We start from the raw sequence: 13318 nt of genomic DNA, 5'->3' as shown, positions 1-13318 counted from the left end.
ACCGGCAGATAGCGCGGGGGCGGCGAGTCTGCGAAACGTCACATGCCAGGGATATCCATGAACTTCTGGGTCGAGATCGTCCCGCCAGCGGCCGTGTGCGGGTGCCCCTCAAGAAGCCCGTTCAGCTGCTCCTGGGAGTCGGCGTCGATGGCTGAATAGCCGGACACCTGAACGTCCGCGTCGCCCTCGTTCACCAGCGGTGAGCCCATGTCGACAAGTCGGTCCCCGACCCGCTCGCCCCAGTTCATCCACTCTTGCATGCTGCGGCGGCCTGCTTGGGGGGGATCTCCGCCATTTGGGCGCGCATCGCGCTCGTGGTGTCGTAGAAAACCATGTACTTCGACATGAGTGCTCTTTCGACGCTGCAAGCCGGCACCGGTCGATGCCCGCCCACTCCGATCCTGCCCCCTCGCTTCATTGCCCGCAGCCGAATACGGCGGGAGTTCGCTCAGGGTTCTGAAGCGATGGTGCCGGGCCGCCATGCCTTAGAGCGCGAGCATCAAGCCCAAGGTGTGCGCTTGCCGCCATCACACCGTGACCGGCACCGGAGCGCGCTAAGCACGCTCATCGCTCGGGGGCTGTCCGCACCGGCATCCCTGCAGAATGCAGTTCAAAGCCATGAGCCGACACCAGGGTTGCCGTCCCGCCCCGGTTAGCCTTCTGGAAGGCATCGTCAGAGGAGTCCATGGTCGGCGGCGTAGAGCGTCGCCGCAGCTCGAGAGTGAACACCAATCTTGGCGTAGATGTGCCGGGTGTGGTGGTCCGCGGTGGTTGGCGAGATGACGAGCGCGGCGGCGACGTCCTTCTTGGTGGCACCGTGGCAGAGCAGGCGCAGCACCTCCAGCTCGCGCTGGCTGAGACCGCCCCGGACGCGGCGGCCGGGCCGCCTGTCAGCGACCGCGAGGACCGCCTCCACAGCATCACTGTCCAGCTTGCCGCTTGTTGCCAACGCTCGGAGATTGGCGGTCGCTGCCTGCGAAGTCAGGGCCGGCCGGTGTGGGCGTGCCTCGGTCAGGGTGGCCCAGGTGTCGGCGGCGGCCAGCACGCGCGCCGGGTAGGGGATTTCGGTGGCGACGGCGCCGCGGTGGTAGCCAGACCCGTCCAGGTGTTCGTGGTGCAGACCGGCCACGCGGACCAACGCTGCCGTACCGGGAATCCGGGCCAGGATCCGCTCGGTGTAGTACGGGTGCAACCGCACCACCTCGAAGTCCGACACCGACAGTGGCTCGGGCCGCGCCCAGACACCGCTCGGCACGGCGACCCTGCCCAGGTCGTGGACCAACCCGGCTTGGCGCAACAGATCGGCGTGCCCGTGGTCGGCTGCCGACGCGAGGGCTGAGACGGCGCGTGAGTGACCAGCGAAGTACGGCGACTTGAGGTCGGCGAAGTCAGCAAGGACCTCGAACGCGGCCTCGAGATCAAGCACCAGGGTCTGGGGGTTCGGGTCCAGGCTCAGGACCGCCTCCCACGGGTCGGCCCGCGTAGCTGCCGCCGCCAGGTCACCCAAGTTGCGGCGTGCCAGTTCGGCCAGGGCCGGGTCGTAGGCGGTCCGTTCCGCCAGGGCCGACTCCACGAGGGCCGGCCCACCCACCCGGTTCAACACCTCCGCGTCGCGGGCGATCGCCACGACCCGAGCACTGAACGGGATCGCCTCACCGGCGACCCCGTTGGGAAGGCCGGCACCGTTCCACTGCTCGAAACCGCCAGCAAGAGCCACGCGAACCCGCTCGGGCAGCCCGAGCCGGGTGGCCAGTACCTCCGCCGCCTCACAGTGCGCCCGCACCCCGGTCCGCGCTCGTTCCCTCCCCTGCAAGAGCATCCTTGCCACGAGCATCGGGCGCCGCGCCGCCGGTGCGCCGGCGCCGACCACGGGCAGCACGCCGCGGAGAAACTCAACCGAGCTCCCGCCCAACACTGGAGCGATCGCGCGACGCAGCGCAATGTCATCCCCGCCCACCGACACCGCGGTGTCGTGGGCGTCCGCGGTACAGCCCAGGAACCGGAGCAGGGCCGCGTAGTACACCTCGGCCAACATCTCAGCGTCGGCGCCGGCCAGGTCGGCGAGGGCGACGGCGACCAGGCACGTGCGCAGGCCCTGCTCCATCGGCTGGCCCATCCCGAGGTCGGTGGCCAGCGATAGCGCCGCCACCAGCTCAGCCAACCGCGGATGCTCGGTCACGGCGGCCATTCTCGCACCGGGCGGCCCGTCAGATAGCGCGATCACGCGATGGTGCCCGAACCCAGAGAAGCCAAGACTCGACCTCATGAACACCACCGAACAAGTCATCCTGCTGCCGGGCAGCGTGCTGCCCGCCGCCCCGGCCTACGGCGCCCTGATCGAGGCCCTCCACGACCAACTCGGCGACCAACTTGAGGCGGTCGCCAAGGACCTCGAGGTGTACGCCACCGACGAGCCACCCGCCGACTACTCCCTGGACCACGAGGTCGACGGCGTCCTGCGGGAGGCCAACAACCGTGGGTGGGACACCTTCCACCTCGTCGGCTACTCCGGTGGTGGCGCGTCCGCGCTCGCCTTCGCCGCCCGATACCCCCACCGCCTTCGCTCCCTGGCGCTGCTCGAGCCGGCCTGGGCCGGGAACTGGGACTGGAGCCCGGCCCACACCGAGCTGTGGAAAAAGTTCGACGCCCTGCGCGACCTGCCACCCGAGGAGTTCATGGCCCAGTTCGTGCGCCTCGGCGTACGACCCGGAGTCACCGCCGGGCTGCCCACCGGCACAGGGCCGCAGCCACCCTGGATGGCCAAGCGGCCTGCCGGCATCCGAGCCTTCATGCGAACCTTCGCGACGTACGACCTCGACCGCGCCGCCCTGGCAGCGTTCGCCCAGCCCGTCTACTTCGCGCTCGGCTCGCTGAGCAACCCCGACGAGTACGTCGAGATCGCCGAACGCCTCGGCCGAGTCTTCCCCACATTCCACCTCGAGGTATTCGAGGGCAGACACCACTTCGACCCCCCACACCGCGTCGAACCGGCCCGCGTCGCAGCAGCACTCACGCAGACATGGAGCCGGACCCACCGCGCCGTCGCGTAAGCGAGACAGGCCTCGACCACTTCCATCGCGCTGTCCCCATCTTCACGCCAGTTCCGCTCACGCACGACGCCTCGAGCGGATCGCGGCATAGGCGGTTCCACGGGGCCGCAGATCTGGGGTAGCGGCTCTCAAGTGTGGCGTGAGGAGGTTCGGGGACCGTCAGTTCGGTGGCCCGTGCGGCTCGATGACGGCGCAGAGGAGGGCCGTGTCGTCCCTGCGCGGTACGTCGCGCATGCACCTGTCGAGTAGCGAGGCGCAGAGGGCATCGGCATGGCCGGCGGGGCCGTCGTCGATGGCGGCCGCGAGTCGGCGCAGACCGGCCTCGATGGACTCACCGCGTCGTTCGACGAGCCCGTCGGTGTAGAGGACCAGAGCGCTGCCCGGGCTCAGCTCGATGGTGTGCTGCGCGCGGGTGGCGACCATGACGCCCAGGGGCGGGTCGACCTGTTCCAGGAGGGTGAGTTTCGAGCCGGGTCTGCGCAGCATCGGGGGCGGATGGCCCGCGAGCGAGTAGGTGAGGCTGCCTTGCTGGGGGGCCAGCAGCACGGCGGCGGCTGTCACGATCGTCTGGCTGGTTGCGGCTGTGACGAACCGGTCGAGCTCCTCGAGCAGCCTCGCCGGTTCGTGGGTGGGGGCCAGTGCGCGGGCTGCGGCGCGGATCTGGCCCATGGCCACGGCCGCACTGGTGTCATGACCGGCGACGTCACCGATCATCAGCAGGGTCCGGCCGTCGGGGAGTGCGATGGCGTCGTACCAGTCGCCGCCGATGCCGTAGCGGGCGTCAGCAGGCAGGTAGCTCGCGCTCACCTGCATCCCGCACAGGTCCGGCAGCGGCTCGGCCAACAGGCTGCGCTGCACCAGTACTGCCAGGTCGTGGTCGCTGTCACGGTCCACGGCGCGGCGGATGGCCTCGGACAGGGCTGCGCCCAGGTCCGAGAGCGCGGTCATGTCGCTCGGTCCGAGGGCGTTTTCCCGGGAGAACGCCAGCACGAGGGCGCCGAGTGTGTGCGACCCGCTGCGCAGCGGCAGCCCGACCCAGCACCGCAGGCCGGCGCGTTCCAGTGCGGCCTTCGTGTCCGGGTTCGCCACGGCCAGGTCGTCCAGGGTGGAGAGGTATACGGTTGCGGCGGTGAGGCGTTCGTCGGCCAGCGCGCAGGGCGCCGCACCGACGGGGGGCTTCCAGAGGGCTTCGAGATCCTCCTCGGGTAGTCCGATCTCGGCGATGGTGACCAGGGTGTCGGGGTGCTCGTGGTCGACGAGGGCCAGCCGCGCGGCAGCGGCGTCGTACGGCGCCGTGCCGTCGACAAACACCGCCTCGATCGCCTCGCTGAGCGAGGCCGAGGCGACCAGCGCGGTGAACGTATGATGCAGCCGCTCGGACCGTTCCAGCGCCGCGCGTTCGGCCGCGAGCAGCTGTGCCCGCAGGAGCGCGTCTGCGACGAGCTTGGCGAATACCCGCAGCTCGTCGCACTGCGCGGCCGGGAAGGTCTGTGGGGCGTCCCAGCCCAGGCCGAGCGCGCCGATCACCTCGCCGGCCCGTCCGGTCAACGCCAGTGACGCGGTCGCGGCCAGCCCTACCGCCGAAGTGTCGGCCAGCAGAAGCGGGAACTGCGCCCCCACCTGGGGCAGGTCGCCGAGCCAGACCTCGCCGCGCCCGGACATGGCCGCGCCGAGGGGCGTGGAACAGTCGAGGAGGATGGTCTGGTAGCGCTGGGCGACCTGCGGCACCAGGGTGGACCTGTGGTAAAGCCGCGCGGTGTCCCCGGCTGGCCCGCGCTCGACCACTGCGATGTTGGAGAACGCGGCGCCGACGGCTGCGGCGCCCTGTTCGGCGATGGCTCGGGCCAGGTCCTCGATGGTGTCTGAGCCGGTCAGCGCCTGCACGAGCGGCGCCAGCGCGACGCCCAATGAAGACGACCGGCCGCTTGACGTGTCTTTGTCGGTGCGAGCGTCTCCCAGGCGACGCCAGTGCTGCAGGTGCAGGGCGCAGATGTCGGCCAACCCCAGCAGGAGCTCTCGGTCCGAGGCGCTGAAGGCGTGCGGCTCGACCCAGCTGACGCCGATGACGCCGAGCACGGCTCCTGCGGCTCGCAGCGGGAGCACCGCGTAGGCCCGTTCGTCCCTGGGGACCAGCTCGACGATGCGCGGGAACCGCTGGGCAGCATCGGCCTGCGAGACCAGCCACACCGGCTCGCCGGTGGCTGCCGCCCAGGTCAGGGGCAGCGACCGGTCTCCCGGCAGCAACGGCCCGCATGCGGTCAGCTCCGAGCGGGTGTAGCCCTGCCTCACCAAGGGTTCGACCATGTCCGCGTCCACGAGAGCGATGACGCCGCCGGCAGCGTGCAGGGCTTCCACCGCTTGCGAGAGCACCAGGCTCGGCAACTCCTCGCTCGCCGGAGCGGCAGCAAAGGCCCGCAGGACCGTCATCAGACGCTCCTGCGACAGCTGCGCGTCGTCCGCCGCGCCGCCGTCTGTGGGCTCACCCTTCAACATCACGCTCCCCGCATGGCCTGTTGCGCAACCGACGTAGCCGTCCCGTGCCGGGTTCTTTGGAAGCTCGGACCTGATGCATCGACGGTAGTGCGCGCCAGCCCCTGCGGGTAGTAGTTGCCTTCGAAGACAAGGGGCGCACCCGATCTCGCCGTGCAGCCGTCGATGGTTAGAACCAGTCGATGAGCCGAGCAGGCCAGCCCCAGAGCGAGAAGTCGCTCATCGGCATGAGAGTGCGTAAGGATTTCAGGGCCCCAACGGGTCCGGAATGGGACACACCCCGTAAAGGCGGCGTACCCCTCGAGGCGCTAGCTGGCGACTGCCGCGGCAGCAGCAAGGAGGTCTTCGGGTGTCCCCAACCACCCAGGCGCCAGACGCTCAGCCACCTCTCGCACCGGACCAACGGGGGCGTAGAGGGCAGCTAGCTGCGCCAGCCTCGGACGAACATCGATCAGGGCTCGCCCGACCCACGTCGGTGACAGGATCCCCCGATCCGCCAAATCACTCCACCATCGCACCTGTTCCAAGGCACCCAACAGCGCCATGGTCTCCCAGACAGGCCACGCGGCATCCTTCCATGCCCGGGCTAGCGCAGCCCCAAGCTCGTCGACGGGCCCACCCCCAACTCCGCCAGTCTCGAATCCCAACCGGAAACCCGGACCAGTCTGCGCCGCGCTGCAGTCCGGCGACAATGTTGCCTCACGCAACCTCCACGGCCGCTTCGCCGAACCTTGCACAGCAAAGCGACCAGCGACGTACATCGGCACCGGCACCAGCACTGGGATCGAAAGCTCCCAGCCCACGGAACCAAGGCCGCAGTCCACCGCCACGAGCCTGGGCAGCGTGCCGAACGCCCGCTCGGCCAGCGCGCCAGCCTCAATGACCGTCTCCGGCACGACCAACCAACCCGGAACCAACTCTCCAGCCATACCCCGCACATTGCCACCCGCCCACGACAACCCCGATCACGTGACCGCGGAACCCGCTACCGGCTCAATGGTCACCGCAGTTGCTGGCGCGACCACAGTGTCGCCGACTTCGCTTGCTTCGATGGCAGCGACAACGAGGTCAAGCTCGTGGCGCCGCTAGCCCCCAAGACAGGCAGGGCCCGCGGCACGGACACCTGCCGCCGTCATCCGCCAGCATCGGGAACTGACCGTTCGCAGCGCAGCGCAACGGCGTCGCCGGCGGTCGTCGGAGCGACCCCACCATCGACGAGCCCATCCCTCCTCGAGCTCCACGCGTTGGCGACCCTACGTGCGACCGTCTGCTTTCACTGGGCCCTCTGCGCCGTTGATCCGCGCGGATCCACGGCCGGGGTGGGGGTCTTGAGCTCCCTGCAAGCCACGAGTGCAGAGCCGTGGAGCTGGGGGCCAACCTTCTCCACAAGGAAGGCGTCTCCAGCGTCGGGCAACCAACCTCAGCAAAGTCATCAGAGCCATAGACGGTTGAACACGTGAAGTCCTGGCGCCCCTCTTGAACTTGCCTCACTCATGCGTCCTCCGGGTTCCACCGAGCGAGTGACCGTTCCCGCCACGGAGATGAGTGTGTATCGATCAGTGACCGAGCCGAACGGAATCCCGCACTATGCCGGCAAAGCACAGAAAACCCTAGGGGACGCCACGCTACGTCGGCGGGATCAGCGGCAACACCCGATACACCCACCCGCCAAAACGGTCAGGGTCCGACTGAACCCACGTGACCCTGGACGGCAGCTCCGTCCCGGGCGGGTCGCCCATGTCCCGCTCTGCGACCAGGTCGCCCACCTTCAGCGGATGCTGGATGCTGTCGTTGCCAGGGTCGGTGGACCACACGGTCGCGCCCTGCGGGTGCGGGGGCAGCGAGTCGTCCGACACGACCACCGGCAGCAGGCCAAGGTGGACGAGGCTCGCGGTGACCACTGTCGCGGGCACGACGACCTGTGCCCACGCGCGGACCCGCGGTCCGTCCCCGACACGCACAACCCTGCCGGGCACGATGTCGCGCGGATGGGCGGTCTCGTCGACGAACACCCACGGCATCCCCGTGTCGTCCAGGGACTGCAGCGAGGTGGACACCTCCGGCACCGGGTGCGCCAGCACCACCACCGGAACGTCCGCACCGGTGGTGTCGGTCGCCACGACGGCGGGCGTCGGCGGGTGCGTACCCGAGCTGAGCAGCACCCGGTCACCGGCGTACAGCGTCGTGTCCACACCTGGGGTGCTCTCGGTGTACGCCGCGCGGTGGGCAACCACGACGGCCCCCGGGCCGGGGTTGGAGTAAGCGGCCCAGTCCACAACGAGCCGGCGCTGCTCATAGCTGGGCCGCGGCGGCGCCCAGGCCTTGATCGCCGCTCGGGGCGCCGCGGGCACGTCGTCCTCGAGCCAGGCCGGCGGGTGCTCCCAGTCGGTGAGCTTCTTGTCGTAGGCGCGGTGCCACTGCGCCCACGCCCACGCCCTGGCCTCGCCGGTCTGCGCCTTGAGCTCGGCAAGCGCCGCGTCCGCGTGCTGAAGCATCTGGTGTCGCCGCCACGCCTCGACCGTCGCGCCGGGCATGGCTGCGATGGCGAGGTCTCTTTGGGCGTGGAAGACGCACTCGGCCGGGTCGGCGCGCGGGTCGTGGTCGTACAGCTCCCCAAACACCGCATGGTCGTACAGGAACTCCGGGGCCAGGTCCACGCCCTCACCTCCCGCAGCACCCGGCCACACCACGGTCCCGATCTCGGGGTCGACCCGGGCGGTCGCGAACACCTGCGGATCGGACCGCACCACCTCAAACACCGGCCCCCACAGGTATGGGCCGACGTCAAAAGACCCGGACGCGCCGTCGGCGAACGTCAACTCGAGGACGAACCCGGGGCCGGTTCGCACCCCGGTCACCTCTACAGGCAGTTCCGCATCGCTCACGGTCCCATGGTGCCGGACGGGCCGGACACGGCACCGCGCGTCATCGGGGCATAGGAATAGCGATGCCCGAGGTGGCACCCACGGAGAAAGCTGGGGCTGATGGGCAGGACGCTCGAGCCAGGCTGCGACAGCTTGACGTGGCTCGGCCTCATGGGTCCTTCACGTGCGCGAGGGACGCGACGGCCACCCATCGGACAGTGCGCCCCGATCCATCGTCAGAGACAGCGCGCAAGCTGTCTCGTTGGTCGGGCGAACGCCGAGGAGCATCGGCTGGGGTCCCGGTGAGCCGGGCCGTGCTCACAGGGGGACTCGCCGGCCCGGTGCGCGAACTTGACCCGTGCCAGCCCGGACGTGAGCGTAGGTGGCTGGTGCAAGATCGACGCACGGCACGGCGATGAGTCGCGTCCGGCTCACCCCGCAGGGTGGCTCCTGGGATTGGCCGTGCTGTGACGGGCGCCGACCCGGGCGCCTGATCGCACCGGGTCAGCGCCCCGTGGGTCTCACGGCCTGCGGCCACACCGCTGCCTCCTGGTAGGCGGGTCTGCGAGCACCGGGCCCTGCCCGAACGCCGCCGGGTGGTCCGAAAAGGGGTGAATCGGGGTCTGCTTGGGTCGGGTGTACTGCGCGTTCTGACGGACCCGCTAACGCTGGCTGGTGCCTACCGTGGTGAGCGGCATACGACGACCTTGCGCAGCGACCCGTCGTTCTGGCCTTGAGGGGCTTTGGGGTGTCTGGCGCGTTCGAGCCGCGGTTCCGCACCGCCGCCGCAATGCCCTCCCGGCGCGACATCCGGGTCGGGAGCATCCGAGTGGAGGAGTCACCATGGCGCGAACCATCCACGCCCTTGCAGGGGACGGCGTCAGGGGATTACGCAGGCCGACCCGGCTCAAGGCCGCACTGGCCGTGACCGCACTGGTCGTCGCAGGGGCACTGACCGGACCGTTGACGGCGTTCGCCGCGAGCGGCCCGTACAGCATCGACGGGAACGTGCCCGACGCCGGCACCACCGAGCTGCCCGACGGGTTCGGCAACGTCAAGGAGCTGGGCCCGATCAACTCGAGCACCACGAAGATCGGGGTCATCAACTCGGCTGCCGTTCCGATGCTCGGGCTGACCAACCCGAACGGGCAGGTCGACCTGCGCCGCGCCTGGCTGGGCACCGCCCGCGACACTGGCACCCAGCACGACTGGCTCTACTTCGCGTGGGAGCGCGACGCCAACAGCGGCAGCGGTTTCATCGCGTATGAGTTCATGCAGAACCCGGCACCGGCAGGGTGCGCCTACGACACCGCCACCGACGCCCAGCTCATCGCCAACTGCAACCCGTGGGCGAACCGCAAGGCCGGCGACTTCATGATCCTGTGGGACCAGAGCGGCAGCAGCAAGGACCTGATCCTGCGCACCTGGTCCGGCACCGCACCCAACCTGACCCTCAGCACTGGGACCACGCTGGACGCGTCGGTGTCCCAAGCCGCCTACAGCCCCGACGGGTTCCGTGGCGAGGCTGCGGTCGACCTGACCGCGACCATCTTCGGCGGCAGCACCGCGTGCAAGTCGTTCGCGAACACCATCCCCAGCACCGTGACGGGCAACTCCGACTCCGCGGACTACAAGGACACCATCCTCAAGAACGCACCGCCCATCACCAACTGCACCTCCACCACCGTCACCACCCCGAAGCAGGGTGATGGCACCGCCATCCCGTCCGGTGGCCTGTCCATCGGCACCGGTGTCGCATCGGTGAAGGACTCGGCCGTCGTCAGCCTGACCGGCGGCACCGCTGCGCCGACCGGCTCGGTCGCGTTCTCGCTGTGCAAGGTGGACGCTCCCGGACTGTGCACCAGCGGTGGCACCTCGGTCGGCTCGACGAACCTCACCGGGACGACCTACCCGGCCACAGTGGTCTCGCCCACGGGATACGTCACCTCGGCCGGCCGGTACTGCTGGCGAGCCACCTGGACCGGCGACTCGGCCAACGGCATCCCCGGCTCGAGCGACTCCTCGTCCGGTGAGTGCTTCACCGTCAACCCGGTACCAACGAGTCTGGGCACCACAGCCAGCGCAGGCGTGATCCTCGGCAACGCCGTGTCCGACACGGCCACCTTGGGTGGGACGGCAACCCAGCCGGCCAACCCGGTGATCAACCTGACCGGAACGGGCGGAGCGGCCGCGGGCGGCACCATCACGTTCACGTTGTACGGCCCGAACGACTGCTCGACCGTCGCGTACACCTCAGCGACGGTGGCGGTGAGCGGGAACGGCACCTACAGCACACCAAACCCGCAGTTCGTGCCGACACTGCCTGGCACCTACCACTGGGCAGCCAGCTACACCGGCAGCTCGCCGAACACCAACGGCACGACCCACAACACGACGTGCACGGACACCGCTGAGGACGTCGTCGTCAGCACCGTGGCGTCGTCGGTGAGCACCGGGCAGACCTGGGTGCCCAACGACTCGGCCACGATCAGTGCGCCAGCCGGTGGGAACCTGGCCGGCAAGGTGTTCTTCACGCTGTACGGGACGAGCGACTGCACCGGCACCGCGTTGTACAGCACCCCGAACGGGGTGGCGGTTGCGGGAGCCTCGCCGCAGACCGTGGGCACGGCCAACAGCACGGCCTTCAGTGCGAGCGGCAGCTTCTCGTGGTCGGTCAGCTACTCGAGCACCAACCCCGGGCAGCGGGACATCCCAGCCAGCTGCCAGGAGACGTCGAGCCTGACCATCGCCAACGGCGGGACCGTCTCGAGCCCGTAGTCCACAACCAACAAGTTCCATCGTTTGAGGCTGTGCTGCCGGGCCTGAGCGCTCGGCAGCACAGGTGCCCGCCCGGTGTCGTCCGGGTGTCGGGCCTGGCCCGCTAGGGGTGGTTGGGCCACGCCCGATTCCGGGTGCGGCCGGATCCCCTCCAGACGTCGTCGCTGACTGTGGCCGTCGGCGGGAGGCGGTACGGCTGATGGTGGATCCTGCCACGTCCGTACGGGGCTAGCGTTTCGTTGCCGCCCCGGTACGCCGGGGACGGAGCTGCTCCGCCCCGGTCCCCTGCCGGGGTGGGCCGGGCTGGCCAGTGTGCCGGTCCGCGCAGCCGGAGGGCAGACGTTCGCGGCGGCACCAGCCTGGTCTCCGGACGGCACCCGGATCGTGACCCGCCTTTACCTCGGGTCCGTGGGCCGCTCCGACATCTACACCCTGCGGGCAGACGGGAGCGACCTGAAGTTCGCGGTCTCGAGCCAGTCTCCTCGGCCGTGTCCGCTACCCCAGGTGTTGCACTGCCACTCGATCTCATCCAGGGAGACTGCCTTGGCGCTGCTGTTCCACAGTGACCCGAACCACCGCGCAGCCGCGAACACATCCGCGGACGCGTTCTCGATGCCGGCCTGGCTCGGCTGGTTGTACGTCATCTGTTGCTCCTTCGTGAGAGGGCGCCTTCTGCGCCCTTGGCGAGGACAGTCGCCGAAGGGCCGAAGTGGGCAATAGGCCCATCTCTGGGCTCAGCCGACTTCGCGCTGGAGCCCCAGTGGCGTGCCTCAGTCAGGAACGAACGTCGGCCACGGGTGTACCCGTGAACCGCCGTCGGGCAACGTTCTTGCCTCAGCACAGTCGTCGGTGGGGCCCGTCGTTTGCGGAGTCGTGCCGGGGTGCCCGTGGGTCTGGTTCTTACACTTTCGAAAGCTCGAGCAGCCGGGTCCTGGCTGGGTCGCTGCTGCCCGCGTGTGCTTCCGACGGTTGCTCATCCGTGGCGGTCCGGGAGACCCGCGCGGACTCCCTGGTGGTCATCCCGAATGCACGAGCCTGATGCGGGCGTCGTCCTTTCGCGCCTGGCCAACGTGGGCTCGTTGCCAAGGCGCCGTCAGATTCCCCACTGTGGCTGCGGCGCCCCAGAAGTGGTCGCTTGGTCCAGTTGTTCAAACGCTGCCGGGCCTGTCCCTTGCCGTCCGCAGACGTACGTGTCAGCCCCTAGAGGCAGTGCGGTTTAGCGGTGTCCGCTCGGAAGGCAGGGCCCGGATGGGTTCCTACCGTGAACAGGGCCGACAAGTGGGTCGGCACCAGCTCAACAGGGGAGTCGTCATGAAGCCCAACGAAACACGAACCATCTGGCACCGCAGCGCCGCATCGGCCTGCCTGATGCTCGCGGTGTCCCTCGCACCCACGTCCGCGATGGGACTGGGACCCCGCCCGGCGCCCACCCCTCACCACCAAGTGCATACTCCGAGTGCCTACCAAGGCCTATCACTGGGAACCGATGGCAGCGCCAACGCGGTTGAGCACCGGCTCCTGATGGCCAAGCTGTCGCGTTCGGAGGGCAGCGCCAACGCCGAGGAGCACCGGCTCACCTCTCGATGACCCTGACCGCGGTCCGGACTGAGCCTTCGCGCTGCGGCATGACGTGGCCTAGTGCCAGCCCTGACGTGGTCCTGGGGCGCTGGTGGAAAGATCGAGGTATGGGTGCTGGCGTGCTGGTCGTCGACGATGACGCGCAGTTCCGCCTCACGGCGCGCCGTCTCCTCGAGGCGGGCGGCTTCTCCATTGTGGGGGAGGCCGCCGACGGGGCGGCGGCGCTGGCTGCGGTGCGAAGGCTCGCGCCGGAGGTGGTCCTGCTGGACGTGCAACTGCCCGACATGGACGGGTTCGAGGTGTGTCGCCGGCTTGCTCTCGATGGTGCACCGGTGGTGGTCATCTTGGTCTCCAGCCGGCCCGCCACGGCATACGGGGGGCGCCTCGAGCGGAGCTCGGCGCGCGGGTTCGTCGCGAAGGAGGACCTGACCGGCGCCGCCGTGAGGGCGCTGCTCGAGTAGGGCCCATCGGCCCGGCGCCACAGCGGAACCCGAAACGAGCGCCTGCACAGGACGAGGGTCACACGGATGATCCAGAGCCAGTGGCCGGTCAAGGCTT

8 protein-coding genes are annotated in these 13318 nt (G+C 69.5%); 3 read left to right on the top strand and 5 right to left on the bottom strand.

The window, feature by feature from the left end; genetic code table 11:
• Positions 1-38 precede the first annotated feature (38 nt).
• The gene (locus GKE56_RS09420) at positions 39-260 is read right to left on the bottom strand and encodes a hypothetical protein (protein WP_154684333.1); all 222 of its coding nucleotides are present in this window, start codon (positions 258-260) and stop codon (positions 39-41) included.
• A gap of 413 nt (positions 261-673) precedes the next feature.
• On the bottom strand, positions 674-2179 hold the full coding sequence (locus tag GKE56_RS09415; RefSeq protein ID WP_195908068.1) for an HD domain-containing phosphohydrolase: 1506 nt from the start codon (positions 2177-2179) through the stop codon (positions 674-676).
• Positions 2180-2264: 85 nt separating this feature from the next.
• Between GKE56_RS09415 and GKE56_RS09410 the strand changes: the two genes are divergently transcribed.
• Positions 2265-3050: an alpha/beta fold hydrolase gene (locus tag GKE56_RS09410; RefSeq protein ID WP_154684331.1), complete on the top strand. Its 786-nt coding sequence runs from the start codon at positions 2265-2267 to the stop codon at positions 3048-3050.
• A 159-nt stretch (positions 3051-3209) separates the two neighbouring features.
• Here the strand turns inward: GKE56_RS09410 and GKE56_RS09405 are convergent, their stop codons facing one another.
• The gene (locus GKE56_RS09405; RefSeq protein ID WP_154684330.1) at positions 3210-5543 is read right to left on the bottom strand and encodes a GAF domain-containing SpoIIE family protein phosphatase; all 2334 of its coding nucleotides are present in this window, start codon (positions 5541-5543) and stop codon (positions 3210-3212) included.
• 1622 nt (positions 5544-7165) lie between these two features.
• Positions 7166-8425, bottom strand: coding sequence for a DUF2442 domain-containing protein (locus tag GKE56_RS17445; protein WP_230208865.1), 1260 nt, complete (start codon positions 8423-8425; stop codon positions 7166-7168).
• Between the two features lie 822 nt (positions 8426-9247).
• On the opposite strand from GKE56_RS17445, the gene GKE56_RS09395 reads away from it, so the two are divergent.
• Complete coding sequence (locus GKE56_RS09395; protein WP_154684329.1) at positions 9248-11182, top strand: hemagglutinin; 1935 nt, start codon at positions 9248-9250, stop codon at positions 11180-11182.
• 425 nt (positions 11183-11607) lie between these two features.
• Here GKE56_RS09395 and GKE56_RS09390 read toward each other — a convergent pair whose 3' ends face one another.
• Positions 11608-11826, bottom strand: coding sequence for a hypothetical protein (locus GKE56_RS09390; RefSeq protein ID WP_154684328.1), 219 nt, complete (start codon positions 11824-11826; stop codon positions 11608-11610).
• Positions 11827-12867: 1041 nt separating this feature from the next.
• Here GKE56_RS09390 and GKE56_RS09385 point away from each other — a divergent pair.
• Positions 12868-13221 carry a response regulator gene (locus GKE56_RS09385; RefSeq protein ID WP_154684327.1) on the top strand — a complete coding sequence of 118 codons (354 nt, stop codon included), beginning with the start codon at positions 12868-12870 and terminating at the stop codon, positions 13219-13221.
• The last annotated feature ends 97 nt before the right edge of the window (positions 13222-13318 follow it).

The organism is Nostocoides sp. HKS02 (assembly GCF_009707485.1).
Taxonomy (GTDB): domain Bacteria; phylum Actinomycetota; class Actinomycetes; order Actinomycetales; family Dermatophilaceae; genus Pedococcus.
This window is presented reverse-complemented; position numbering and strand designations above follow the sequence as displayed.

Excerpts from the sequence above, each read along its gene's own strand:
- GKE56_RS09395 (WP_154684329.1), top strand. The coding sequence starts at position 9,248 with ATGGCGCGAACCATCCACGCCCTTGCAGGGGACGGCGTCAGGGGATTA.
- GKE56_RS09390 (WP_154684328.1), bottom strand. The coding sequence starts at position 11,826 with ATGACGTACAACCAGCCGAGCCAGGCCGGCATCGAGAACGCGTCCGCG.
- GKE56_RS09405 (WP_154684330.1), bottom strand. The coding sequence starts at position 5,543 with ATGTTGAAGGGTGAGCCCACAGACGGCGGCGCGGCGGACGACGCGCAG.
- GKE56_RS09385 (WP_154684327.1), top strand. The coding sequence starts at position 12,868 with ATGGGTGCTGGCGTGCTGGTCGTCGACGATGACGCGCAGTTCCGCCTC.
- GKE56_RS09410 (WP_154684331.1), top strand. The coding sequence starts at position 2,265 with ATGAACACCACCGAACAAGTCATCCTGCTGCCGGGCAGCGTGCTGCCC.
- GKE56_RS09420 (WP_154684333.1), bottom strand. The coding sequence starts at position 260 with ATGCAAGAGTGGATGAACTGGGGCGAGCGGGTCGGGGACCGACTTGTC.